Annotated in this window: 26 protein-coding genes; 17 read left to right on the top strand and 9 right to left on the bottom strand. The window is 67.6% G+C overall.

Going from position 1 to position 25,210, the window contains the following annotated elements:
* Positions 1-2 precede the first annotated feature (2 nt).
* The 9 genes from uvrC (at position 3) to ABD206_RS04700 (ending at position 8,536) form a co-directional block, all read left to right on the top strand.
* Positions 3-1,940 (top strand): excinuclease ABC subunit UvrC, encoded by a 1,938-nt coding sequence (gene uvrC / locus ABD206_RS04740; protein WP_344069923.1) that lies wholly within the window; start codon positions 3-5, stop codon positions 1,938-1,940.
* Between the two features lie 82 nt (positions 1,941-2,022).
* Positions 2,023-2,901, top strand: a complete 879-nt coding sequence (gene rapZ, locus ABD206_RS04735; protein ID WP_344069921.1) for an RNase adapter RapZ — start codon at positions 2,023-2,025, stop codon at positions 2,899-2,901.
* Positions 2,902-2,951: 50 nt separating this feature from the next.
* A complete protein-coding gene (whiA, locus tag ABD206_RS04730) occupies positions 2,952-3,929 on the top strand; it encodes a DNA-binding protein WhiA (protein WP_344069920.1) in 978 nt (325 codons plus the stop codon).
* 103 nt (positions 3,930-4,032) lie between these two features.
* Positions 4,033-4,659 carry a superoxide dismutase gene (locus ABD206_RS04725; protein WP_344069919.1) on the top strand — a complete coding sequence of 209 codons (627 nt, stop codon included), beginning with the start codon at positions 4,033-4,035 and terminating at the stop codon, positions 4,657-4,659.
* 150 nt (positions 4,660-4,809) lie between these two features.
* Positions 4,810-5,820: a type I glyceraldehyde-3-phosphate dehydrogenase gene (gene gap / locus ABD206_RS04720; RefSeq protein ID WP_344069918.1), complete on the top strand. Its 1,011-nt coding sequence runs from the start codon at positions 4,810-4,812 to the stop codon at positions 5,818-5,820.
* Positions 5,821-5,834: 14 nt separating this feature from the next.
* Positions 5,835-7,052, top strand: a complete 1,218-nt coding sequence (locus ABD206_RS04715) for a phosphoglycerate kinase (RefSeq protein ID WP_344069916.1) — start codon at positions 5,835-5,837, stop codon at positions 7,050-7,052.
* Complete coding sequence (gene tpiA / locus ABD206_RS04710) at positions 7,040-7,828, top strand: triose-phosphate isomerase (protein WP_344069914.1); 789 nt, start codon at positions 7,040-7,042, stop codon at positions 7,826-7,828. Before ABD206_RS04715 ends, tpiA begins: the two co-directional genes overlap by 13 nt.
* Positions 7,829-7,934: 106 nt before the next feature.
* Complete coding sequence (gene secG, locus ABD206_RS04705) at positions 7,935-8,183, top strand: preprotein translocase subunit SecG (RefSeq protein WP_344071422.1); 249 nt, start codon at positions 7,935-7,937, stop codon at positions 8,181-8,183.
* Positions 8,183-8,536 carry an RNA polymerase-binding protein RbpA gene (locus tag ABD206_RS04700; RefSeq protein ID WP_344069912.1) on the top strand — a complete coding sequence of 118 codons (354 nt, stop codon included), beginning with the start codon at positions 8,183-8,185 and terminating at the stop codon, positions 8,534-8,536. Before secG ends, ABD206_RS04700 begins: the two co-directional genes overlap by 1 nt.
* Before the next feature lie 79 nt (positions 8,537-8,615).
* Here the strand turns inward: ABD206_RS04700 and pgl are convergent, their stop codons facing one another.
* From pgl to tkt, 6 genes are read right to left on the bottom strand one after another with little or no spacing between them, the layout of a single operon-like run.
* Positions 8,616-9,395, bottom strand: a complete 780-nt coding sequence (gene pgl, locus ABD206_RS04695; RefSeq protein WP_344069910.1) for a 6-phosphogluconolactonase — start codon at positions 9,393-9,395, stop codon at positions 8,616-8,618.
* Positions 9,388-10,335: a glucose-6-phosphate dehydrogenase assembly protein OpcA gene (locus tag ABD206_RS04690; protein ID WP_344069908.1), complete on the bottom strand. Its 948-nt coding sequence runs from the start codon at positions 10,333-10,335 to the stop codon at positions 9,388-9,390. The genes pgl and ABD206_RS04690 overlap by 8 nt, the downstream gene beginning before the upstream one ends.
* Positions 10,332-11,882 (bottom strand): glucose-6-phosphate dehydrogenase, encoded by a 1,551-nt coding sequence (gene zwf, locus ABD206_RS04685; protein ID WP_344069906.1) that lies wholly within the window; start codon positions 11,880-11,882, stop codon positions 10,332-10,334. Before zwf ends, ABD206_RS04690 begins: the two co-directional genes overlap by 4 nt.
* Positions 11,883-11,894: 12 nt before the next feature.
* Positions 11,895-13,514 carry a glucose-6-phosphate isomerase gene (locus ABD206_RS04680; protein ID WP_344069904.1) on the bottom strand — a complete coding sequence of 540 codons (1,620 nt, stop codon included), beginning with the start codon at positions 13,512-13,514 and terminating at the stop codon, positions 11,895-11,897.
* 6 nt (positions 13,515-13,520) lie between these two features.
* On the bottom strand, positions 13,521-14,624 hold the full coding sequence (gene tal, locus ABD206_RS04675) for a transaldolase (protein ID WP_344069902.1): 1,104 nt from the start codon (positions 14,622-14,624) through the stop codon (positions 13,521-13,523).
* Positions 14,621-16,717 (bottom strand): transketolase, encoded by a 2,097-nt coding sequence (gene tkt, locus ABD206_RS04670; RefSeq protein ID WP_344069900.1) that lies wholly within the window; start codon positions 16,715-16,717, stop codon positions 14,621-14,623. Before tkt ends, tal begins: the two co-directional genes overlap by 4 nt.
* A 211-nt stretch (positions 16,718-16,928) precedes the next feature.
* On the opposite strand from tkt, the gene ABD206_RS04665 reads away from it, so the two are divergent.
* Complete coding sequence (locus ABD206_RS04665) at positions 16,929-17,840, top strand: heme o synthase (protein WP_425561175.1); 912 nt, start codon at positions 16,929-16,931, stop codon at positions 17,838-17,840.
* Positions 17,841-17,960: 120 nt separating this feature from the next.
* Here the strand turns inward: ABD206_RS04665 and ABD206_RS04660 are convergent, their stop codons facing one another.
* Together ABD206_RS04660 and ABD206_RS04655 are read right to left on the bottom strand one after the other, a co-directional pair.
* The gene (locus tag ABD206_RS04660) at positions 17,961-18,404 is read right to left on the bottom strand and encodes a hypothetical protein (RefSeq protein ID WP_344069896.1); all 444 of its coding nucleotides are present in this window, start codon (positions 18,402-18,404) and stop codon (positions 17,961-17,963) included.
* 98 nt (positions 18,405-18,502) lie between these two features.
* Entirely contained in the window at positions 18,503-19,432 is a 930-nt protein-coding gene (locus tag ABD206_RS04655; RefSeq protein WP_344071420.1) for a COX15/CtaA family protein, read from the bottom strand.
* 295 nt (positions 19,433-19,727) lie between these two features.
* Between ABD206_RS04655 and sufB the strand changes: the two genes are divergently transcribed.
* The 7 genes from sufB to ABD206_RS04620 all read left to right on the top strand — a co-directional run bounded on the left by sufB (position 19,728) and on the right by ABD206_RS04620 (position 24,853).
* Entirely contained in the window at positions 19,728-21,146 is a 1,419-nt protein-coding gene (gene sufB / locus ABD206_RS04650) for a Fe-S cluster assembly protein SufB (protein WP_344069894.1), read from the top strand.
* 1 nt (position 21,147) lies between these two features.
* A complete protein-coding gene (sufD, locus tag ABD206_RS04645) occupies positions 21,148-22,338 on the top strand; it encodes a Fe-S cluster assembly protein SufD (RefSeq protein WP_344069892.1) in 1,191 nt (396 codons plus the stop codon).
* Positions 22,335-22,664, top strand: a complete 330-nt coding sequence (locus tag ABD206_RS04640; RefSeq protein ID WP_344069890.1) for a non-heme iron oxygenase ferredoxin subunit — start codon at positions 22,335-22,337, stop codon at positions 22,662-22,664. Before sufD ends, ABD206_RS04640 begins: the two co-directional genes overlap by 4 nt.
* 13 nt (positions 22,665-22,677) lie before the next feature.
* Positions 22,678-23,460 (top strand): Fe-S cluster assembly ATPase SufC, encoded by a 783-nt coding sequence (sufC, locus tag ABD206_RS04635; RefSeq protein ID WP_344069888.1) that lies wholly within the window; start codon positions 22,678-22,680, stop codon positions 23,458-23,460.
* A 9-nt stretch (positions 23,461-23,469) separates the two neighbouring features.
* A complete protein-coding gene (locus tag ABD206_RS04630) occupies positions 23,470-23,799 on the top strand; it encodes a metal-sulfur cluster assembly factor (RefSeq protein WP_018170657.1) in 330 nt (109 codons plus the stop codon).
* Positions 23,800-23,819: 20 nt separating this feature from the next.
* Positions 23,820-24,281, top strand: a complete 462-nt coding sequence (locus ABD206_RS04625; protein WP_344069885.1) for a DUF1294 domain-containing protein — start codon at positions 23,820-23,822, stop codon at positions 24,279-24,281.
* Positions 24,282-24,421: 140 nt separating this feature from the next.
* The gene (locus ABD206_RS04620) at positions 24,422-24,853 is read left to right on the top strand and encodes a hypothetical protein (protein WP_344069883.1); all 432 of its coding nucleotides are present in this window, start codon (positions 24,422-24,424) and stop codon (positions 24,851-24,853) included.
* 36 nt (positions 24,854-24,889) lie between these two features.
* On the opposite strand, the gene ABD206_RS04615 is transcribed toward ABD206_RS04620, so the two are convergent.
* Positions 24,890-25,162 carry a hypothetical protein gene (locus ABD206_RS04615; RefSeq protein WP_344069881.1) on the bottom strand — a complete coding sequence of 91 codons (273 nt, stop codon included), beginning with the start codon at positions 25,160-25,162 and terminating at the stop codon, positions 24,890-24,892.
* Positions 25,163-25,210: the final 48 nt, after the last annotated feature.

Raw genomic sequence — 25,210 nt, 5'->3', positions numbered from 1 at the left:
CCGTGGCGCGCGCCACCCACCCGCAGCTGTCGTACCGCCCGAAGCCCGGGGAGATCCCGACCGATCCGGGCGTATATCGGTTCCGCGACGCGAACGGCCGGGTGCTCTACGTCGGCAAGGCCAAGAACCTGCGCGCCCGCCTCTCGAACTACTTCGCGCCGCTCCACACGCTCCACGAGCGCACCCGCCGGATGGTCACCACGGCCACCTCCGTCGAATGGACCGTGGTCGGCAGCGACGTCGAGGCGCTCCAGCTCGAGTACATGTGGATCCAGGAATATAGTCCGCCGTTCAACGTGCGGTACAAGGACGACAAGTCCTACCCGTTCCTGGCTGTCACCCTGGCCGACGAGGCGCCACGGGTGATCGTCACCCGCAACCGCAAGATCCGGGGGGCGAAGTATTTCGGGCCCTACCCCAAGGTCTGGGCGGTGCACGAGGTCATCGACCTCATGATCAAGATCTTCCCGATCCGCACGTGCAGCGACTCCTCGTACAAGCGGGCGATGGCCACCGGGCGACCGTGCTTTCCCGGCCAGATCGGACGCTGCGGCGGGCCGTGCTCCGGGAAGGTCACGATCGAGGAACACCGGGCGATCGTCGACGACTTCATCGCGTTCCTCTCCGGCAGTGACCAACGCTTCGCCAAGCAGATCGGCGCGCGCATGCGCGAGGCATCCGCCGCCCTGGACTTCGAATCGGCCGCCGTCTACCGCGATCAGCTGCAGGCGATCGAGGCGGTGCTGAACAAGAGTGCGCTCGTCTTGCCGGATGACACGGATGCCGACCTGTTCGGCATCGCGGAGGACGAGCTGGCAGCCACTGTGCAGCACTTCGTGATCCGCGGTGGGCGCGTCCGCGGCGTGCGGGCGACGACGATCGAGAAGGAGCTCGACATCTCGGGGGGAGAGCTCGTCGACCAGATCCTGCAGCGCACCTACGGCAACGCCGCGCGCGACGACATCCCCAAACAGGTGCTCGTTCCCGAGCTGCCCGACGACGCGACCGAGCTCGAGACCTGGCTGCGGGAGCGTCGCGGAACGAACGTCACGATCCAGGTCGCTCAGCGCGGCGCCAAGGCCGATCTGCTGCGCAACGCCACGATCAATGCGCAGCAGGCCCTCGTGCTGCACAAGACGCGGCGCACCAACGACTATGTCGCGCGCACGCAGGCCCTCACCGACCTGCAGCAGGCACTCGATCTGAGCGAGGCGCCGCTGCGCATCGAGTGCTACGACATCTCGCACCTGTCGGGCACGAACGTCGTCGCCTCGATGGTCGTCTTCGAAGACGGCCTGCCCCGCAAGGATCAGTACCGCACCTTCTCGATCGCAGAGACGACCGACGACACCGACTCGATGTACCAGGTGCTCACTCGCCGCCTGCGCTACCTCGACACCGAACCGGACGAAACCGCGCCAGCAGCGGATGGTGGGGTCGCAGTCGTCAGCTCCGAGCCGACGGCCGAGGGCGCCGTCGTCACCGAGCGATCCCGCCCCCGCTTCGCCTACCCGCCGCAGCTTCTCGTCGTCGACGGCGGTGCCCCGCAGGTCGCCGCTGCCGCCCGTGCGCTCGAGGATGCCGGGCACAGCGACATCGCTCTGTGCGGCATCGCGAAGCGCCTCGAGGAGATCTGGCTGCCGGGGGAGGACTACCCGGTGATCCTGCCGCGCACCAGCGAGGCCCTGTACCTGCTGCAGCGACTGCGTGACGAGGCCCACCGCTTCGCGATCACCCACCAGCGCAAGCGCCGAAAGCGCGACATCCAGACGGTCCTCTCGGAAGTGCCTGGCCTGGGCGAGGCGCGCATCAAGGCACTCCTGCGTCACTTCGGGTCGGTCACCGCCCTCAAGGACGCGACGCCCGAGCAGATCGCGGAGCTCCCCGGCATCGGGCCGACGCTCGCGAACGCCGTCCACAGTCATCTGGCATCCCGCTAGGCTGGCCGCGCAGGTCCGAACCGACAGCAGGCGGGCCCGATCCGACAGCGGAATGACGGCCCGACCCGACAGCGGAGTGACGATGGACGAGACGACCCACACCGCCGGCGATGTGCTCATCGTCACGGGCATGTCCGGCGCGGGACGCTCCACCGCCGCCAACGCGCTCGAAGATCTCGGCTGGTATGTCGTCGACAACCTGCCGCCCCAGATGCTGGGGCCGCTGCTCGAGCTCACCGAGCACGCCGCCGCCACCCTCCCGAAGGTGGCCGCCGTCGTCGACGTGCGCGGCCGCGACCTCTTCGACCAGTTGCCCCACGAGATCCGGGGCCTGCGTTCCCACAGCAACGCCCGCATCGTCTTCCTGGATGCCTCGAATGAGGTGCTCGTGCGACGCTTCGAGGCCGTCCGTCGCCCCCATCCGCTGCAGGGCGCGGGCACGCTGGTCGACGGCATCCGCAAGGAGCGCGAGCGGCTGGCCGAGATCCGCGAGTCCGCCGACATCGTCATCGACACCTCTTCGCTGAACATCCATCAGCTCGCAACGCGCGTGTTCGAACTCTTCAGCGACGAGCGCGCCGCTCGCCACACGCTGACCATCATGAGTTTCGGCTTCAAGTACGGCCTCCCCACGGATGTCGACATGGTGGCCGATATGCGCTTCTTGCCGAACCCGTTCTGGAACGAGGAGCTGCGCGGCCTGACCGGTCAAGACGAGCGCGTGAGCGAGTACGTGCTGTCCCAGGAGGGTGCTCCCGAATTCGTGGATGCCTACGCCGCCGCACTGCGGCCCGTGCTGCAGGGCTACCAACGCGAGAACAAGCGCCACGCCGTCGTGGCGGTGGGCTGCACCGGGGGAAAGCACCGTTCCGTGGCCACGGCGGAGGAGCTTGCCCGGCGTCTGTCCGACGAGCCCGGGGTCGCCGTGCGGGTCATGCATCGCGACCTGGGGCGCGAGTAGGCTGGAGCGTCGCGCTGGTCACAAGCCGGCGCTGTGTCGAAAGGAGTTCCGTGTCGCTGACGGCGGATGTCAAAGCTGAACTGATCGCGGTGCGAGACCCGCTGCCGCAGGTCCGTGCCGCAGAGCTCACCTCTCTGCTGCGGTTCGCCGGGGGTCTGCACTCGATCGCCAACCGCGTCGCGGTCGAAGCCGAAGTCGACTCTGAGGCGCTCGCACGCCGCGTCGCCCGTGAGCTCATGGAGCTGTACGGAGTCCGACCCGAGATCGCGCAGACGCAGGCATCCGGCTCCCGCGCCGGCGCCCTGTTCGCCGTGCGGGTGATCGACGGCGGCGAAACCCTCGCCCGGCAGACGGGCTTGCTCGACCCGCGCCGCCGCCCCGTCCGGGGGCTGCCGAACCGGCTCACGACCGGTTCGCGTGCCGACCTCGCCGGCGTGTGGCGCGGTGCGTTCCTCGGAGCGGGCGCGCTCAGTGACCCGGGTCGTTCGGCCTCGCTCGACATCCTGTGCCCGTCGTCGGAGGCATCCATGGCTCTGGTCGGCGCTGCCCATCGGCTGGATATTCCGGCCAAGGCGCGCGAGGTGCGCGGTGCGCCCCGCGTCGTCGTGCGTGAGGGGGATGCCATCCGCGCAGCCCTCGCGGCCATGGGGGCCGCGCGAGCCGCCGCCCACTGGGATGAGATCCGGCAACGCCGTGAGGTGCGCGCGGGCGTGAATCGTCTCGTCAACTTCGATGACGCCAACCTCCGCCGATCGGCTCAGGCCGCCGTCGCCGCGTGCGCCCGTGTGGAGCGCGCGATGGAGATCCTCGGGGAGGAGATCCCCGATCACCTGCGCGAGGCCGGAGAACTGCGCCTGGCGCACCGCGACGCGAGCCTGGATGAACTGGGTCATCACGCCGACCCGCCGCTGACCAAGGACGCTGTCGCGGGTCGTATCCGGCGCCTGCTCGCCATGGCCGACAAGAAGGCTTCGAAGGACGGCATCCCCGGCACCGAGTCGGCCGTCCCTGCAAGCGCTTTGGATTGACTCTGAACGGCCCTCTGCGGGGTGCGCTCTCACTAGGATGACAAGCGTCACCCTCGCTGCGCCGGGGTCCCTGTGCGCAGTGCCGACAGGAAGAGAAGAGTAAATGGCAAAGTACACCCTGCCCGACCTCCCGTATGACTACGCGGCGCTTGAGCCGAGCATCAGCGCGACGATCATGCAGCTGCACCACGACAAGCACCACGCGGCCTACGTCGCCGGCGCCAACACCGCTCTCGAGCAGCTCGCTGAGGCTCGCGAGACGGGCAACTTCGCCGCCATCAACAAGCTTGAGAAGGACCTGTCGTTCAACCTCGGCGGTCACACGAACCACTCCATCTTCTGGACGAACATGTCTCCGGACGGTGGCGACAAGCCCACCGGCGAGCTCGAGTCCGCGGTCGATGAGTTCTTCGGCGGCTTCGACAAGTTCCAGGCGCACTTCACCGCTGCAGCCCTCGGCGTTCAGGGCTCGGGCTGGGCCGCGCTGTTCTGGGACTCGATCGGCGAGCAGCTGGTCATCCAGCAGATGTTCGACCAGCAGTCGCAGATCGCGGCATCCACCGTCCCGCTGCTCATGCTGGATGTCTGGGAGCACGCGTACTACCTGGACTACAAGAACGTCCGCGCCGACTACGTGAAGGCGTTCTGGAACATCGTCGATTGGGGCAATGTTCAGTCGCGCTTTGTCACGGCCCGCGAGAAGACCTCGGGTCTCCTGCTAGGGTCATGATCAGGTGAGGGAGCCTTGGGGCCCTCGCTCACGCGGGGGCCCCGGCACCCTTGTCTTTCTGGTGGAACCCCACCGTAAAAATGACACCCTCTCCGGGTCGTCGATCCGGAGTCAACTGGCGCTTCGGCGCGACGAGAAACGGGAGACTCAGTGTCTGTCAAGATCGGCATCAACGGCTTCGGCCGCATTGGACGCAACTACCTGCGCGCAGCGCTCGAGCAGGGCGCAGACCTCGAGATCGTTGCGGTCAACGACCTCACCGACAACAAGACGCTCGCTCACCTGCTGAAGTACGACTCGGTCGGTGGCCGCCTGAACGAAGAGGTCTCGTACACCGAGGACTCGATCACCGTCGGTGACATGACCATCAAGGTGTTCGCAGAGCGCGACCCCGCCAACCTCCCCTGGGGCGAGCTGGGCGTCGACATCGTCATCGAGTCGACCGGCCGCTTCACCAAGGCAGCAGACGCCAAGAAGCACCTCGAAGGCGGGGCCAAGAAGGTCCTCATCTCGGCTCCCGGCACGGATGTCGACGGCACCTTCGTCGTCGGTGTCAACGACGGTGAGTACGACTCGGCGACGATGGACATCATCTCCAACGCGTCGTGCACCACGAACTGCCTCGCGCCCCTGGCCAAGGTCTTCAACGACAACTTCGGCATCGAGCGCGGCTTCATGATGACCGCCCACGCCTACACGGCCGACCAGAACCTGCAGGATGGCCCCCACGGCGACCTGCACCGCGCCCGCGCCGCGGCCCTGAACATCGTTCCGGCCGCCACCGGTGCCGCCAAGGCCATCGGCCTGGTCCTTCCCGAGCTCAACGGCAAGCTCTCGGGCTCGTCGTACCGCGTTCCGATCCCCACCGGTTCGATCGTCGACCTCACGATCATCACCCCCACGGAGGGCCTCACCAAGGAGGTCATCAACGCGGCGTACGAGAAGGCTGCCGCCGAGGGTGAGCTCGTCGGCTACCTGAAGTACAACACCGACCCGATCGTCTCCACCGACATCGTCCATGACCCGCACTCGTCGATCTTCGACGCCGGTCAGACGAACGTCAGCGGCAACCTGGTCAAGGTCTCGGCCTGGTACGACAACGAGTGGGGCTACTCCAACCGCCTCGTCGACCTCACCGAGCTCGTCGCTTCGAAGCTCTGAACCGGTAGGTAGACATGGCTCTGCGCACCCTGGATTCACTGGGTTCGCTGGCCGGCAAGCGCGTCATCGTCCGTTGTGACCTGAACGTTCCTCTCAAGGACGGCGTCATAACGGACGATGGCCGTGTGCGGGCCTCGGTTCCCACGCTCAACGCCCTCATCGATCAGGGAGCACGCCTCGTCGTGTGCTCGCACCTGGGTCGACCCGACGGTGAGCCCAACCCCAAGTACAGCCTCGAGCCGGTCGCCCAGCGGCTGTCCGAGCTGCTCGGCAAGCCCGTCGCGTTCGCGCGCGACACCGTGGGCGAGTCCGCGCAGGAGGCCGTCGCCTCGCTCGAGGACGGGGATGTCGCCGTCATCGAGAACCTGCGGTTCAACCCGGGAGAGACCTCGAAGGATGCCGACGAGCGCGGTGCCTTCGCGGCCCAGCTCGCCGCACTCGGCGACGTGCTGGTCTCGGACGGCTTCGGTGTCGTGCACCGTAAGCAGGCGAGTGTCTACGACCTCGCTGAGATCGTGCCCTCGGCTGCCGGGTTCCTGATCGAGAAGGAGGTCGACGTCCTCGACCGCCTGACGGAGAAGCCCGAGCGTCCCTACACGGTCGTGCTCGGCGGCTCGAAAGTCAGCGACAAGCTCGGGGTCATCGAGCACCTGCTCCCGCGCGTGGATCGCATCCTCGTCGGCGGCGGCATGCTGTTCACGTTCTTCGCGGCCAAGGGCTTCCCGGTGGGCAAGAGCCTGCTCGAGGAAGACCAGATCCCCACGGTCACCCGCTATATGGAGACCGCCGAGGCCACCGGCGTCGACCTGGTGCTCCCCGTGGATGCCGTCATGGCGGCATCCTTCGGTGCGGATGCCGAGCACGTCGTCGCCTCGGCCAACGCCCTGGAGGAGACGCCCTTCGGTGAGACCGGCATGGGCCTGGACATCGGACCCGAGACGGCGAAGATCTTCGCCGACGTGATCCGCTCGTCCAAGACCGTGTTCTGGAACGGGCCGATGGGCGTGTTCGAGATGGCCGCGTTCGCCGCCGGCACCAAGACGGTCGCCGAAGCGCTCACCGAGGTCGACGGCCTGAGTGTCGTCGGCGGTGGCGACTCCGCCGCGGCCGTTCGTCAGCTCGGCTTCGCCGACGACCAGTTCGGTCACATCTCGACCGGTGGCGGCGCGAGCCTGGAATTCCTTGAGGGCAAGAAGCTGCCCGGACTGGAGGTGCTCGGATGGGAGCAGTGAGAACCCCGCTCATCGCCGGCAACTGGAAGATGAACCTCGACCACCTGCAGGCGGTCGCGTTCGTCCAGAAGCTGCACTGGACGCTGAAGGACGCCAAGCACGAGGACGGGAGCGTCGAGGTGGCGGTCTTCCCGCCCTTCACCGACCTGCGCTCGGTGCAGACGCTGCTGGATGCCGACAAGATCGCCTTCGCGCTCGGTGCGCAGGACCTCTCGACGAAGGATGCCGGCGCCTACACCGGTGAGATCTCGGGAGCGTTCCTGGCCAAGCTCGACGCGCGGTACGTGATCATCGGCCACTCCGAGCGTCGCGAGTACCACAACGAGTCCGATGACGTGATCGCGGCCAAGGTGCAGGCGGCCCTCCGCCACGGCCTCACTCCGGTGATCTGCGTCGGCGAGACCGCCGAGGATCTCGAGAAGTTCGGCGCGAGCGCCGTTCCGGTCGGACAGCTCGAGAAGGCGCTCGAAGGCGTCCCGGCCGACACCGAGATCGTCGTCGCGTACGAGCCGGTCTGGGCGATCGGTTCGGGCCAGGCCGCCACACCCGAGCAGGCTCAGGATGTCTGTGCCAAGCTCCGCGGTGTCATCGGCGCCGCCATGGGCGAGGACGCAGCGGCACGCACGCGCGTGCTCTACGGCGGGTCGGTGAAGGCCGCGAACATCGCGAGCTTCATGCGCGAGCCCGACGTGGACGGTGCCCTGGTGGGAGGTGCGAGTCTCGTCGTGGACGAGTTCGCTTCGATCATCCGCTTCCAGAAGCACGTCGGCGTCTGACCGTTGATACGGCGAAAGGCCGTGGGTGCGGCATCCGCTCCACGGCCTTTCCGTATACTGGACCCTTGTGCGACCCGACGTGGTCGCCACGAAAGGCCTTTGCATCGTGCAGATTCTCGAGTTCGTTCTCCAGGTGATCCTCGGCATCACGAGCCTCCTGCTGACCCTCCTCATCCTGCTCCACAAGGGCCGCGGCGGCGGCCTGTCCGACATGTTCGGCGGCGGTATGACCTCCGCGCTGGGCTCGTCCGGACTGGCAGAACGCAACCTCAACCGATTCACGATCATCCTCGCGCTCGTCTGGTTCGTCGCCATCGTCGCGCTGGGTCTGATCACCAAGTTCCAGGGGATCTGATGGCAACGGGCGGCAACGCAATCCGGGGAACCCGCGTCGGCGCGGGCCCGATGGGTGAGCAGGATCACGGCTACCACGCGGACCGCGTCGCGGTCTCGTACTGGGACGCGATGGGCAACGAGACCGTCCGCTATTTCGCGGCCGGCATCCCCGACGAGGAGATCCCCGAGCAGATCGACTCCCCGCACTCCGGTCTTCCCGCTGGGCGCGACAAGAACAACCCGCCGCAGATGGCCAAGACCGAGCCCTACAAGACGCACCTCGCGTACGTGAAGGAGCGGCGCACCGAAGAAGAGGCGGAGACCCTTCTCGATGACGCCCTCGCTCAGCTGCGCGAGCGTCGCGGCCTCTGACGCACCTCCGTCTTCCGCACAACGCACGAGGAAACGCCCCGGGAGTCCCGGGGCGTTTCTCGTTGGTCGGTGCGCCGGTTCAATACTCCGGGTCGATGAGCTCGGCCGGCACCTGCGCGGCTGCGGCTTCGTCGACGAAGAACACGGTCCGACGGGTGCCGTGTGCGCCGGCGGCGGGGACACTCGCGTAGTTGGCGCCCGCGAGGGCCAGGCCGAGGGCGGCGGCCTTGTCAGTGCCGGCCATCACGAGCCAGATCCGCTCCGAGCTGTTGATCACGGGACGGGTGAACGTCACGCGCTCGGGCGGCGGCTTGGGAGAGTTGCGCACCGGCAGCACCGTGGCATCCGTCACCGTGATCTCCGAGCGGTCGGGGAACAGCGACGCGATGTGTGCGTCGGGACCCACGCCGAGGAAGCAGATGTCGAAGTGCGGCCAGGCCTGGTCGGGAGAGGCCGCGAAGCGGGCCAGTTCGGCGGCGTAGCGGGCGGCAGCCGCATCCAGATCGATGCCGTCGTCGGTGGATGCCGGCACGTGGATGTTCTCGGCCGGGATGTCGAGCTGGGCTAGCAGCGCGTCGCGCGCCTGCTTCTCGTTGCGCTCGTCACTGTCTCGCTCGACGAAGCGCTCGTCGCTCCACCAGAAGTGGACGTTCGCCCAGTTCACGGCAGCGATCCGCGGGTTGCGTGCGGCCGCCGCGAGTGTGCCGATCCCCATGCTGCCGCCGGTCAGCGAGATGTGGATCGGGCGGGAGGCGGACTCGATCTCGAGGCGGCGCAGGAAGCGGTCCGAGACGTAATCGGTCAGGTCGGCCGGGGTCGCGCTGACGTGAACGCGCTTCGCGTTGGTGATCTCAGGCATGTGTCTCTCGGGTTCGCGCGGGGCCGAGCAGATCCAGGCCCTCGGTGATCACCCGACCATACAGGAGGTCGGCATCCAGGCGGCGCAGCTCCTCGGCGAGGCACTCGCGCAGCGTCCGCCGCGGCAGCACGAGGTCGTGCTGCGGTTGGCCGGGCTGGGTCAGGCAGGCGACGGTGTCGGAAGAGCGCTCGAGCAGGATGTCGCCACTGCGGCGGGTGAGGCGCACGGACTTGATGCCGTGATCCCACTCGTCGGGCGTGAGATAGGTCCAGGTCACGGGCACATCGAGGGCCAGGCGCAGCCAGGCTGCCAGCAGCGCGGTCGATGGCGAGGTCTCGGCGCCCTGCACCTCGACTTCGACGATCGGCTCGTACGGCGGCTGGTCCAGGACGGCGGCCAGTTGCTCGCGCCAGTGTGTCAGGCGTGTCCAGGCGAGGTCGGTGTCGCCGGGAACGGAGCATTCGCTAAGGCCGGCGACCCGCGCGGCGTCGTACGGACCGGTGGAGGCGTCCGTGATGCGGCGCTGCGCGATGCGACCCAGGGGAGAGGCGGACGGCACCGCGGGCGGCGAGTCCGGCCACCACACCACAACCGGGGCATCCGGCAGCAGCAGACCCGTGACGAGGCTCTCCACGTTCGAGGCTGCGTCACCGAAGGCGCGCAGGACGACGACCTCGCTCGCGCCGGCGTCACCGCCCACGCGGATCTCGGCATCCAACCGCGGCTCGCCGCCGGGTGCGAGCATCAGACTGATGACGCGCATCGGATGCTCGCGGGAGGCGTCGTTGGCCGCCTCGATGACATCCTCGCTCGCGTCTTCGGTCGTCACGATGATGAGGGTCAGGACGCGGCCGAGCGCGACTGCGCCGCCCTCTTCGCGCACCGTGACCAGGGCGCGGGAGATCGTGCTGACGGTGGTGTCGGGAAGATCGACGATCATGGACGCCTCCAGCTCCGGCCGTCGCGGGCCATCATCTCGTCGGCGGACTTCGGGCCCCATGAGCCGGGCTCATACTGCTCCAGCGGCCCGCCCTGGGCGCTCCAGTACTCCTCGACGGGGTCGAGGATCTTCCACGAGAGCTCGACTTCCTCGTGGCGGGGGAAGAGCGGAGGATCACCGAGCAGCACGTCGAGGATCAGGCGCTCGTAGGCCTCAGGGCTGGCCTCGGTGAACGCGTGACCATAGCCGAAGTCCATTGTGACGTCGCGCACGTACGTGCCCGCGCCGGGAACCTTCGACCCGAACCGGATCGTGACGCCCTCGTCGGGCTGCACGCGGATGACCAGCGCGTTCTCGCCCAGACCGGAGGTCTGCGACCGCGTGAACAGGTGCTCGGGCGCGCGCTTGAAGACGACGGCGATCTCGGTGACACGTCGGCCGAGGCGTTTGCCGGTGCGCAGGTAGAAGGGCACGTCGGCCCAGCGGCGCGTGTTGATCTCGAGCTTGATCGCCGCGTAGGTCTCGGTCGTGGAGTCGGCCGCCATGCCGTCCTCGTCAAGGAAGCCGGTGACGTTCTCGCCGCCCTGCCAGCCGCCCGCGTACTGTCCGCGCGCGGTCGCCTGCGACAGGTCCTGCGGAAGGGTGACGGCGGCGAGCACCTTCTCCTTCTCGGCGCGCAGGTCTTTCGCGTCGAACGAGATGGGCTCCTCCATCGCCGTGAGCGCCAGCAGCTGCAGCAGGTGGTTCTGGATGACATCCCGGGCCGCACCGATGCCGTCGTAGTAGCCGGCTCGCCCGCCGACGCCGATGTCCTCGGCCATCGTGATCTGCACGTGGTCGACGTAGTTGCGGTTCCAGATCGGCTCGAACAGCTCGTTGGCAAAACGCAGCGCGAGGATGTTCTGCACCGTCTCCTTCCCGAGGTAGTGGTCGATGCGGAAGATCGAGTCGGTCGGGAACGTCGCCCGCAGCGAGTCGTTGAGCTCGCGGGCGGATGCCTGGTCGTGGCCGAACGGCTTCTCGATCACCACGCGGCGCCAGCGCTCGGCGCGGTCGGCGGTGTCATCCACGAGACCCGAGGTGCGCAGCTTCGTAGCGACGACGGGGAAGGCCTTCGGCGGGATCGAGAGGTAGAACGCGTGGTTGCCCATGGTGCCGCGCTCAGTGTCGAGACGCTCCACCGTCTCGCGCAGACGTGCGAAGGCCTCGTCGTCGTCGAACTCGCCCGAGACGAAGCGGATGCCCTGCAGCAGCTGCTGCCAGGTCTCTTCGCGGAACTCGGTGCGCGCGTGCTGTCTGACCGCGTCGTGCACGACCTGCGCGAAGTCCTCGTCCGCCCAGTCGCGTCGGGCGAAGCCGACCAGACCGAAACCGGGGGGAAGCAGGCCGCGATTGGCCAGGTCGTAGACGGCGGGCATGAGCTTCTTGCGGGACAGGTCGCCGGTGACGCCGAAGATGACGAGGGCGCTGGGACCGGCGATCCGGCTCAGGCGAGCGTCATCGGGGTCACGCAGCGGGTTATGTCCGTGCGAGATCTCTACTGTCATTGGGGATGAGCCTTACTGTGCCGCTTCGAACAGCGACAGGACTTCGACCCGAGGGTCGGTGAGGGTGAGAGTCACGACGGGACGACCGTGGGCGGCGAGCACGCTCGCGTCGCCCGCGGCCTGAGCCTGAATGAGCTGCCCGAAGGTGAAGGGACGGCCGGGGATCTCGACATCCACATCGGTGCCCTCGGAGATCTGCAGGAACACGCCGTTGGCGGGCCCGCCCTTGTGATACTGACCGGTCGAGTGGAGGAACCGTGGTCCCCACCCGAACGTGGTGGGACGGCCCGAGTCGGCCGCGATCATCTCGCGAAGCCCCGAGAGCTGGGACAGCTCGAGACGATCGACATATGCCTGAACCGACACATACCCATCTGCCGGAACCCGAGCCCACAGCGCATCCAGCACGCCGGCGATCGTTCCCGATGCAGCCAGCTCCGGATCGCTGACGCGAACCTCGACACCGTCGACCGTGAAGGCCGGGGCGGCGGGTGCAGGGCGCGCTTCGAGAAGACCGCGGGTCGCGGCCTTCGCGGACTCGACGTCAGGCTGGTCGAACGGGTTGATTCCGAGCATGCGTCCAGCGATCGCGGTGGCGTGCTCCCAGACGACGAACTGCGCGCCGAGCGATCCGCTGATGAGGATCTCGCCGTGGTGGTGTTCGAACAGGTGGAACTCGTTGGCCTCGTCGACCAGGCGCACCACCTGCAGGTCGGCGGGGGCCGACTCGAGCTCGGGGGAGACGGGCAGCATGACCACGGGCAGGATGCCGGTGCCGTCCTTGCCGGTGGACTCTGCCAGCAGCTGCTCGATCCAGTCGGGGAGACCGATGAGATGGGTGCCGTCGGCGATCAGCGCGAGCTTGTCCCGCCGCGGGTCGCCACCGGCGATCGCGGCGGCGAGCACCAGCGCCGGGTTGTCGGGGCTGTCGATCGCGACCTCGAGGACGGTGGCATCCGCTTCAGCCAGGAGCTCTTCGATATCTGCGCCGGCAAGTCCCGCCGGGACCAGCCCGAACGCGGTCAGCGCCGAGTAGCGGCCACCGACGGTGGGGTCGGCGTTGAATACGCGGTAGCCGGATGCGCGGGAAGCGGCATCCAACGGTGAAGCCGGGTCGGTGACCACGACGATCCGCTCCGCGGGATCGATGCCGAGGTCACGGAAGGCCGCCTCGAAGGTCCGCAGCGCGGAGTCCGTCTCGACGGTCGAGCCGGACTTCGACGAGACGACCAGGACGGTCTGGGCGAGGCCACCGGACTCAGTGTCGCCATCGAGCGCCGCAAGCACCTGGCCGGGCGCCGTCGAATCCAGGATGACGAGCGGAACGCCGGCCGTGCGCGCGATCACCTCGGGGGCGAGCGAGGAGCCCCCCATGCCCGCCAGCACGATGCGGGTCAGGCCCTGCGCGCGGAACTCGTCGCGCAGGGCGATGATCTGCGGCACGAGGGCCTGCGAGACCGTGACGGCCTGCACCCAGCCGAGGCGGCGCGAGGCCTCATCTTGCGCGGCCTCACCCCACAGCCAGGCGTCGCCCGCGGAAATGCCCGAGGCGACCATATCCCCGATGAGGGATGGAAGCGTCTCCTGGACGACCGCTTTGGGGCGGCCGGTCAGGTGGATGTCGAAGGCCATCTCGGCTCAGGCGTTCGCGAGCGCCGTGGCGACGGTGTCCTGCAGCTCGTGCCACGAGGTGATGAACTTCGACACACCCTCGTCCTCGAGCACCTGGGTGACATCGGCGAAGTCCACGCCGACCGCGGCCAGGGCATCGAACACACCGTGGGCGTCGGCGTACGCACCGGTGATGGTGTCACCGGTGACGACACCGTGGTCGAAGGTGGCCTCGAGGGTCTTCTCCGGCATCGTGTTGACGGTGCCGGCGGCGACCAGTTCGGTCACGTACAACGTGTCGGGAAGCGCCGGGTCCTTGACACCGGTCGAGGCCCAGAGCGGACGCTGCACGGTGGCGCCGGCCGCGACGAGGGCGGCGGCGCGCTCGGTGGCGAACTCCTTCTCGAACAGCTCGTACGCCAGTCGCGCATTCGCCAGGCCGGCCTTCGACTTGAGGGCCAGGGCATCCTCGGTGCCGATCGCGGTGAGGCGGTTGTCGACCTCGGTATCCACGCGCGACACGAAGAACGACGCCACCGAGTGGATCGAGGCGACGTCGTGACCGTTCGCCTTCGCCTGCTCGATGCCCGAGAGGTACGCGTCGATGACGGCGGCGTAGCGCTCGAGGCTGAAGATCAGGGTCACGTTGACCGAGATGCCCTCGGCGAGCACAGCGGTGATCGCGGGGAGACCGGCCTTGGTGGCAGGGATCTTGATCAGGGCGTTCGGGCGGTCGACCGTGGCCCACAGCTCCTTGGCCTGGGCGATCGTGCCCTCGGTGTCGTGCGCGAGCTCGGGCGAGACCTCGATCGAGACGCGACCGTCGACGCCGTCCGTCGCCTCGAACACGGGGCGGAAGATGTCTGCGGCGTCGCGCACGTCGGTGGTGGTGATCGCGAAAATCGCCGCATCCGTGTCGGCACCCGCGGCCTTGAGAGCCGCAACCGACTCGCCGTAGGTCGTGCCCTTGGCGAGCGCCCCCGCGAAGATCGTCGGGTTGGTGGTGACACCGGAGACCGTGCGGGACTGGATCAGATCCGCGAGGTTTCCGCTGGAGATGCGGTCGCGCGAGAGGTCGTCCAGCCAGATGCTGACGCCGGCGGCTGCGAGCTGCTCAGTGGGGGTGGTCATGCGTTCTCCTTGAGGGTTTCGTGCGCGGCGGCGACGACCGCCTCAGTGGTGATTCCGAACTTCTGGAACAGGGTCTTGTAGTCAGCCGAGGCGCCGAAGTGCTCGATCGAGACCGAACGGCCGGTGGATCCGACAATGCCCTGCCAGGTGAGGGCCAGGCCCGCCTCGACGGACACACGTGCGGTGACGGCGGCGGGGAGCACGCTCTCGCGGTACTCGGCGTCCTGCTCCTCGAACCATTCGAGGGAGGGGACCGAGACGACGCGGGCGCCCACGCCCTCTGCGGCTAGCTGCGCGCGGGCCTCGACGGCCAGCTGCACCTCGGAGCCGGTGGCGATCAGCAGCACGTCGACGGTCCCGGTGGGGGACTCGGCCAGGACGTACGCGCCCTTGGCCGCGCCCTCGGCGGAGGCGAAGACCTCGCCGGATGCCGCACCCTCGCCGCGTTCGAACACCGGGAGGTTCTGGCGGGTGAGGGCGATGCCGGCCGGGCCGGCGTGACGACGCAGCGTCTCGAGCCACACAACCGAGGTCTCGTTCGCGTCGGCGGGACGCAGCACGGCCAGGTTCGGGATGGCGCGCAGCGACGCGAGCTGCTCGATCGGCTGGTGGGTCGGGCCGTCTTCGCCGAGTGCCACCGAGTCGTGGGTCCAGACGAAGATCGAGGGGACGTTCATCAGCGCGGCCAGACGCACCGCGGGGCGCATGTAGTCGCTGAAGATGAGGAACGTGCCGCCGAACGCACGGGTCGGGCCGTGCAGCACGATGCCGTTGAGGATCGCGGCCATGGCGTGCTCACGGATGCCGAAGTGCAGCACACGGCCGTACGGGGAGCCCGTCCACTCGTGCGTCGACCACTCCTCGGGGATGAAGGAGGCGGCACCCTTGATCGTGGTGAGGTTCGACTCGGCCAGGTCTGCCGATCCGCCCCAGAGCTCGGGGAGCTCGGCGGCCAGCGCGTTGATGACCTGGCCCGAGGCGGCGCGGGTGGAGACATCCTTGCCGGCGGGGAACACCGGTAGGGCGGCGGAGATGTCTGCGGGCAGTTCGTGGGCGCTCACGCGGTCCCACAGGGCCTTCCGCTCGGGGTTCGCTGTGGCCCACGCGTCGAACTTCTCCTGCCACGCGGCGTGGCTAGCTGCGCCCCGCTCGACGAGTTCGCGCGTACGCTCGATGACCTCGTCCGGAACCTGGAAGGTCTCCTCGGGATCCCAGCCGAGCACCTTCTTGGTGGCGGCCAGCTCGTCGGCGCCGAGGGCGGCACCGTGGATCTTGCCGGAGTTCTGCTTGCCGGGCGAAGGCCAGCCGATGATCGTCTTGAGGATGATGAGCGACGGCTTGTCGGTGACACCCTTGGCCGCCTCGATCGCCGCGTACAGCTCGGCGGTGTCTTCGACGTACTGACCGGTCTTTTTCCAGTCGACGGTCTGCACGTGCCATCCGTAGGAGGTGTAACGCTCGGTGATGTCCTCGGTGAAGGCGACGTTCGTGTCGTCCTCGATCGAGATCTGGTTCGAGTCGTAGATCGCGATGAGGTTGCCCAGCTGCTGGTGGCCGGCGAGCGAGGATGCTTCGCTCGTGACACCTTCCTGCAGGTCGCCGTCACCGGCGACGACGTACACGAAATGGTCGAACGGCGACTGGCCGGCGGGGGTCTCCGGGTCGAACAGGCCGCGCTCGTAGCGGGCGGCGTAGGCGAAGCCGACGGACGATGCCAGGCCCTGGCCGAGGGGACCGGTGGTGATCTCCACGCCCTTCGTGTGGCCGTACTCCGGGTGACCCGGGGTCAGCGAGCCCCACGTGCGCAGGCTCTTCAGGTCGTCGAGCTCGAGACCGAAGCCGCCCAAGTACAGCTGGATGTACTGGGTCAGCGAGGAGTGTCCGACCGAGAGAATGAAACGGTCGCGACCGGGCCAGTGGGTGTCGGCCGGGTCGTGGTTCATGACCTTCTGGTAGAGCAGGTATGCCGCCGGGGCCAGGCTCATCGCCGTACCGGGGTGACCGTTGCCGACCTTTTCCACGGCATCCGCCGCGAGGACGCGCACGGTGTCCACCGCGCGCGAGTCGATCTCATCCCAACGCAAATCCGTCACCGGACCGCCTTCCGTTCGTGAGGGTGTGCGCCAACAAGTGCCGGTCCGCAGACCGCGTCACCACGGGAAGAGCAGCCGGCGCAGAGCGCGCGTGTGGTCTCAGCATAGCGAAGCGGACCGGCCCGAGGGCCTCGGGCTTCGGCGGTCGGCGGTGCGGTGTGACGTAGACTGGCAGGCGCCTGTGTGACGGCTGATTGTGGGGGCGATGGACATCTCGACGACGACGATGGGGCGGACTGACCGCTCGATCGGCCGCACGATCCGCGCCTACGTCGCTTTGACGAAGCCTCGCGTCCTCGAACTGCTTCTGGTGACGACCGTCCCGGTGATGATCCTCGCCCAGGGGGGACTGCCCAACCTGTGGCTCGTTCTCGCCACGGTGATCGGCGGCTCCGCGAGCGCGGGGTCGGCGGCGGCGTTCAACATGTACATCGACCGTGACATCGACGCGCACATGCAGCGCACTGAGAACCGGCCGCTCGTCACGGGCGAGGTCTCGCCGCGCGGCGCCCTCATCTTCGCCTGGACATTGGCGTTCGGATCGACGATCTGGCTTGCGCTCACGACCAACTGGCTCGCCGCGGCGCTGTCGGCCGCCGCCATCTTCTTCTATGTCGTCATCTACACGATGCTGCTCAAGCGCCGCACCGAGCAGAACATCGTGTGGGGCGGTATCGCGGGCTGCTTCCCGGTGCTCATCGGTTGGAGCGCTGTCACCGGCTCGTTGACGTGGACGCCGGTGATCCTCTTCGTCCTCGTGTTCCTGTGGACGCCGCCGCACTACTGGCCGTTGTCCATGAAGTACAAAGACGACTACGACGAGGCCGACGTCCCCATGCTCGGCGCCACCCGCTCGGGCTCTCAGGTCGGCCTGCAGGTCATTCTCTACGCCTGGGCGACCGTCGTCACCTCGTTGCTGCTGATCCCGGTGGCCTCCATGGGCATCGTGTACACGGCCTCGGCCGTCGTGTTCGGCGGCTGGTTCATCTACGAGTCGCACGTGCTCTACAACCGTGCGGTTCGCGGCACCGAGCCCCGGCCCATGCGCGTCTTCCACGCCTCGATCACCTATTTGACGCTGCTGTTCGTGGCGATCGCGATCGACCCCCTCCTGCCTTTCTGACGCTCGTGCTGCCTTTCTGACGCCCGTGCTCTGACGAGGTCGTTCCGGACGTAGAACGGCGACGCAGAACGGGCCCGGATGCATCGCGCATCCGGGCCCGTTCGCAGTCAGAGCTGGAGATCACGCCTTCTCGGGCGTCTCCTCGCTCGGAGCCTCTTCAGAGGTCTCTTCGGCGACCTCTTCCGCGGCTTCCTCAGCCACCGGGGCATCGGGAAGGTCATCGGGGGCGGCGATGATCGCGACGTTCTCCTCGACCTCGACGAGGTCGCCTTCCACCTCGGTGATCATCTCTTCGATGACAACGGGCTGGGGGAGGGCGGACGCGAGCGCGGCCAGCACGAGGGCGAGCAGCACGCCGAGCACACCGACGCCGGTGAGGATGCCGCCGAAGCCGATCCAGGTGGGGTTGACGTAGACCTGCTCGTAGCCGGCGGAGCCGTCGGCGAGGGTGGTGCTGAGTTCGGCGCTCTTGCTCAGCACGAGCCAGAGGCCGATGCCGAGGCTCACCACCGAGGCGACGATGAGCACCCAGAAAGGCAGGCTGCGGACAAGACGGTTGGGCATGGAAGCTCCAGACAAGATGACGGAAAGGGCGTGCCGATACGGTCGGCGCATTCAGTCTGGTGCGTTCACGCGCAGTCTGTCGATGAGCGGCCTATGGATTACCTGTGTGTCCTCGTTGCGAGGAGAGCGTCCTCGCTCGCGGCAACCGGCGCCTTCAGATGCATCACGACTGCTGCCATCGCTGCGACCAGCAGCACCGCGAGCGTCATGTGGATGTTGACGAGCACGATCGGAAGACCCGTGCGCGCCTGCCAGAGCCCGATCAGCGTCTGCGCGACCTCCACCGCCAGCAGCAGACCCGTCCACAGTGGCAGTCGCAGCGTCCGCGGCATCCGGAACGCGCCCACCAGCAACACGAGGGTCAGCGACAACAGGATGTACGCGGGCCACGAGTGCACGTGCTGCATGAATTCGGCATCCAGGCCGTTGCGAGCGGCACCGCCGTCGCCGGCGTGCGGGCCGGAGCCGGTGACGAGGATGCCGACGATCACGGTGATCGCGACGAACAGGCTCGTTACGTGCGTGGTGATCGCGTACCAGCTGGGCACGGCGCGCGCGCGAGGGCCGGGCGCGGCGTAGACCCGCGCGACGAACACCGCTGCCAGAGCCACGAGGATCGCGGAAGCCAGGTAGTGCAGACCCACGACATAGGGGTTGAGGTTGGTGAGCACGGTGATCCCACCGATGATCGCCTGCACCGGCACGTAGAGACCGATGATGAGCGCGAGCCAGAACAGGTCGCGCCGCGTCCGTCGCATCCGGACCACGAACAGGAACGTCACGATCGCGACGATCACCAGCACGAAGGTGAGCAGTCGATTGCCGAATTCGATGACACCGTGGATGCCCATTTCGGGGGTCGCGACGAAAGAGCCGTCGGTGCAGCGCGGCCAGGTGGGGCATCCCAGGCCCGATCCCGTCAGGCGCACCAGCCCGCCCGTGGCGACGATCCCGATCTGGACGACGAGGGTCGCCCAGGCCGCGGCGATCACGCGCCGGTCGATCGAGTCGGGGAGCAGTCGCCACATCCGGCGGGGGAGTGAGGGACGTTTCGGGATGGGGGATGCCGCGGACACGCGAATTTCCTCCTGGGTGAGGTCTGCGAGTGCAGACGGGGTTCCGTCGGCCCGACGAAGGGGCGGAACCTGTAGAATCGAAGCACTGATCCGGGCGCGCACCGCGCTTCGGGTCGAGGTTCAGTCTAGGCGCGAGATCCCGCGCCGCATGAGAGGCCCCTGAGCGACGTCCTTCTCCGGTGCTCCGCCGGAGAGCCTGGGATGTCGGTGCGGATGACACCGCAATGGCCGAAGGAGAGTGTGATCGTTGTCTGATGTTCTGATCGATCGTCCCGAGCTTGAAGGTCTGGGCGTCTACGAGTTCGGGTGGCATGACCCGGACGCCGCGGGCGCCAGCGCCAAGCGCGGCTTGAGCGACGCTGTCGTCCGCGACATCTCGGCGCTCAAAGCCGAGCCCGAGTGGATGCTCAAGGCGCGCCTCAAGGGTCTGCAGCTGTTCGATCGCAAGCCCATGCCCACCTGGGGTGCTGATCTCAGCGCGATCGACTTCGACAACATCAAGTACTTCGTGCGCTCTACCGAGAAGCAGGCCCAGAGCTGGGAGGACCTGCCCGAGGACATCCGCACCACCTACGAGCGTCTGGGCATCCCCGAGGCCGAGCGTCAGCGCCTGGTCGCGGGCGTCGCGGCGCAGTACGAGTCCGAGGTGGTCTATCACCAGATCCGTGAGGACCTCGAAGAGCAGGGTGTCATCTTCATGGACACCGACACGGCGCTGCGCGAGCACCCCGAGTTCTTCGAGGAGTACTTCGGCACCGTCATCCCCGCCGGCGACAACAAGTTCGCGGCTCTCAACACCGCTGTCTGGTCGGGCGGCTCGTTCGTCTACGTCCCCAAGGGCGTGCACGTCGAGATCCCGCTGCAGGCGTACTTCCGCATCAACACCGAGAACATGGGTCAGTTCGAGCGGACGCTGATCATCGCCGACGAGGACTCCTACGTCCACTACATCGAGGGCTGCACCGCACCGATCTACAAGAGCGACTCGCTGCACTCGGCCGTCGTCGAGATCATCGTGAAGAAGAACGCCCGCGTGCGCTACACCACGATCCAGAACTGGTCGAACAACGTCTACAACCTCGTCACGAAGCGTGCTGTCGCGCACGAGGGAGCGACGATGGAATGGATCGACGGCAACATCGGCTCCAAGGTGACGATGAAGTACCCCTCGATCTTCCTCATGGGCGAGCACGCCAAGGGCGAGACCCTTTCGGTCGCTTTCGCCGGACCCGGTCAGCACCAGGATGCGGGCGCGAAGATGATCCACATGGCGCCGCACACGACCTCGTCGATCGTCTCGAAGTCGATCGCCCGCGGCGGCGGCCGAGCCGGCTACCGCGGCGAGGTGAAGGTGGATGCCAACGCGCACCACGCGGCCAACACCGTGCGCTGCGACGCGCTCCTGGTCGACACCGTCTCGCGCTCGGACACGTATCCGGCCATCGACATCCGTGTCGACGATGTGCAGCTTGGGCACGAGGCCACGGTCTCGCGCGTCAGCGAAGAGCAGCTGTTCTACCTGCAGTCCCGCGGTCTTCCCGAGGACGAGGCGATGGCGATGATCGTGCGGGGGTTCATCGAACCCATCGCGCGTGAGCTGCCGATGGAATACGCACTCGAACTCAACAAGCTCATCGAGATGAGCATGGAAGGCAGTGTCGGCTGAGATGACGACGACCACGCAGGCGCCGGTGACGGTGCCCGGATCGACCGCGCACACCGATGGGGCGTGGGACGGCGTTCCCGTCCAGACCCGCTCCGAGCGTCCTCGCTCCTACGAACCTGCCTCGTTCGGCGCCCCCACGGGTCGCGAGGTGAACTGGAAGCACACCCCGCTTTCCCGGATCGCCTCGCTCCTGCAGGACGTCGACGGGAGCGCAACAGCGGTATCGACCACCGTGAGCGGCCCCGTTGCGGCATCCATGCTCGCCGTCGGTCAGGCGCCCCGCGGTGATGTCTTCATTCCCGAGGACCTGCCCGCGGCCATCTCATGGCAGCGTTCGCCCGAGGCGCTCGCTCTGATCGTGCCGGCGAACGCCGAGCTCGACGAGCCGACGGTCGTCACGGTTTCCGGCTCCGACGAGGCACTCACGGCCCACCAGCACATCGTCATCGAGGCGAAGCCCCACTCGAAGGCGACGATCGTGCTGCGCCACGAGGGCGCCGCCAACCTCGGCCAGAACGTCGAGATCATCGTCCGAGACGGTGCACAGCTCACCGTCGTGTCGCTGCAACGCTGGGAGGACTCGGCCGCCCACGTCGCTGCGCACCAGGCTCGCGTTGACCGCGACGCCGTGCTCACGCACGTCGTCGTCAGCCTCGGCGGAGGGGTCGTCCGCGTGAACCCCTCGATCGACCTGGCCGGCAGCGGTGCGCAGGGCAAGGTCTTCGGGCTCTCGTTCGCCGACAGCGGTCAGCACCTCGAGAGCCAGGTGTACGTGCACCACCGCGGGCCGCACACCACCGCAGACGTGCTCTACAAGGGTGCGCTGCAGGGGGAGAGTGCCCGTTCGGTCTGGATCGGTGATGTGCTCATCGGTCGCGAGGCCGTCGGCACCGACTCATACGAGGCCAACCGCAACCTCGTCCTCACCGACGGTGCTCGCGCGGACTCGATCCCGAACCTGGAGATCGAAACCGGTGACATCGCGGGAGCCGGGCACGCCAGTGCGACGGGGCGTTTCGACGATGAGCAGCTGTTCTACCTGCAGGCTCGTGGCATCCCCGAGGAAGAGGCCCGCCGCCTCGTCGTCCTCGGGTTCCTGAGCGACATCATCCAGCGCCTGGGAGTTCCCGATCTCGAGGCCGAGCTGACGGCCGCGGTCGTCGCCGAGCTCGAGCAGGGAGCCGCTGCGTGAGCGCCACCCGGGTGTGCTCGCTCAGCGAGCTCGAGCAGGACACCGCGCTGCGTGTGGTCGTGGACGGCACCGCCATCGCCGTCGTCAAAGACAGCGAGGGTGAGGTGCACGCGATCGGTGACACGTGCACGCACGGCGACATCTCGCTGGCCGAGGGTTTCGTCGAGGGCGAGACCCTGGAGTGCTGGGCCCACGGCTCCGCCTTTTCACTGCTCACCGGCAAGCCCCTGAACCTTCCCGCGTACGAACCGGTCCCGGTGTTCGCGGTCACCATCGACGGCGATGACGTCCTCATCGACCCCGCCGTCACCAAAGACGTCAACTGAAGAAGGAAATTCCATGTCAGTTCTTGAGATCCGCGACCTCCACGTGACGGTCGAGACCGAAGCCGGCGAAACGCCCATCCTCAACGGCATGACCCTCACCATCAAGACGGGTCAGACCCACGCGATCATGGGCCCCAACGGCTCGGGCAAGTCGACCCTGGCGTACACGATCGCCGGGCACCCCAAGTACACCGTCACGAGCGGCTCCATCACCCTCGACGGTGAGGACGTGCTCGAGATGTCGGTGGACGAGCGTGCACGCGCTGGCCTGTTCCTCGCGATGCAGTACCCGGTCGAGATTCCCGGCGTGACGGTCACCAACTTCCTGCGCACCGCCAAGTCGGCGATCGACGGTGAAGCACCGTCGCTGCGCGCCTGGACCAAGGACGTCAAGCAGGCAATGTCGAACCTGCGGATGGATCCGAAGTTCGCCCAGCGCAACGTCAACGAGGGTTTCTCGGGTGGCGAGAAGAAGCGCCACGAGATCCTCCAGCTCGAGCTGCTCCAGCCGAAGATCGCTGTCCTCGACGAGACGGACTCGGGTCTGGATGTCGACGCGCTCAAGATCGTCTCCGAGGGCGTGAACCGCGCCAAGGAGGCTACCGACCTGGGTGTGCTGCTCATCACGCACTACACCCGCATCCTCCGCTACATCCGCCCCGACCACGTGCACGTCGTCGTCGGTGGGCGCATCGTCGAGGAGGGCGGCCCCGAGCTCGCCGACCGTCTCGAGGACGAGGGCTACGACCGCTACCTCGCTCCGGCGGATGGCGCTGTCGCCGGCGTCGAGGCCTAAGATCGCGCTATGACCGCGACTCTCACGCCCGAGAAGTACGACGAGGTCACCGAGGCCCTCAAAGACGTCATGGACCCCGAGCTGGGGATCAACGTCGTCGACCTGGGCCTGATCTATGATCTGGCCTGGGATGACGAGAACGACGCCCTCGTCATCCACATGACGCTCACCTCGGCTGGCTGCCCGCTGACGGACGTGCTCGAAGAGCAGACGGCGCAGGCGCTGGATGACGTCGTGGAGCGCTTCCGCATCAACTGGGTGTGGATGCCGCCGTGGGGTCCGGAGCGGATCACCGATGACGGTCGCGACATGATGCGCGCTCTCGGCTTCGCCATCTGAGATCTCCCGGAGGCAGGCACGTGAGCACCGGGTCCGGCAGCGCTGCGCGTAGTGGCGCCGGCACTGATCGCTCACGTGATCTGTCGACACCGCTTCCTGCGGCGCTGAGCTGGACGGTCCTCGGTGTGTTCGCGGGCGTGTTCGTTCTGGCGTCACTCGTCGTGGGGCTGCCGCTGTGGCTCGCCGCTGTTTATCTTGTGATGAGCGTCGTGGCCTTCGCGGCATACGGCCTGGACAAGGCAGCCGCAGCGGCTGACCGGCGGCGCATATCGGAGAAGACCCTCCTCACTCTCGGCGTGCTGTGCGGGTGGCCCGGTGCCCTGATCGCGCAACAGGTCTTCCGTCACAAGACCCGCAAGCGTTCGTTCCGGCGCATGTTCTGGGTGACGGTCGTCCTCAACCTGCTGGTGCTCGTTGCCGTCACGCTGCTCGTGGCGATGATTCCGGACGCACGTGACGCCCCCGTTGTCGGGGCGCTCTGACGACACTTCGGCACTTCGGCACTTCGGCACGGACGGTGCGGCGGGCTCTTCGCCCTGAGTGGTGCGGTGCCTCCGGCGCCCGTGGGATCATTCCGGTGTGCGCAACACCGTTGCGCCACTGGGCAAGGTTGGGGACGGACATGGGAACCACAGGATTCAGCGCGGACGAGCGCGCCGCGATGAGGCAGCGCGCGGACGAGATCCGCGCGACGAAGGGGCTGAAAGGAGCGGCCAAGAAGGCGCAGGAGTATGAGGCCTGTATCGCAGCGATCGATGCCCTGGAGGGGGTCGACAGCGAGGTGGCGACACTGCTGCACCGCGTGGTGACCGAAGAGGCCGCGCACCTCGATCCGAAGACCTGGTACGGCTTCCCGACTTACGCGAAGGACGGGAAGGTCATCGTGTTCTATCAGCCGGCGTCGAAGTTCGACACCCGATACGGGACGGTCGGATTCCAAGACGCGGCCGCGCTCGATGACGGCGACATGTGGCCGACGGTCTTCGCTGTGGTCGCGGTCACTGATGCCGTCGAGAAGAAGCTGCGCGCTCTGGTGAAGAAGGCCTCCGGGTAGAGGTGGTTGGCGTGACGTGGAGCGGCTCGCGACGGGTCACCGCACGTGGATGACAACGACTCCTTCGTCGAGGCCCTTGTCACCGGGGCTTGGCGCGGGAGCGGGCATCTCACTCTGAGCATTCCACTCGGCGTGCGCGTCTTGCGCTGAGGGCCGCCAGACGGCATCGAGGGCGGCACCCATCCCGCCGCCGCCCATGCCGTTCGCCCAACGGCGACGCGTGTCGCGGCGGATGAGCGGAACGAATGCGAGCACGATAGCCGTCGCCGCGAGGACTGCGGCGATTGCGATCAGGACGTCGACACCCACGACACGAGTGTCTCACTGCGCGACCTCGCCGCGCCGCGCCCCGATGTT

Source organism: Microbacterium sediminicola (assembly GCF_039531125.1).
In the GTDB taxonomy this organism is placed as follows: Bacteria; Actinomycetota; Actinomycetes; order Actinomycetales; family Microbacteriaceae; genus Microbacterium; species Microbacterium sediminicola.
The sequence above is the reverse complement of the archived record's forward strand: the minus strand, read 5'-3'. Positions and strand labels throughout refer to the sequence as shown.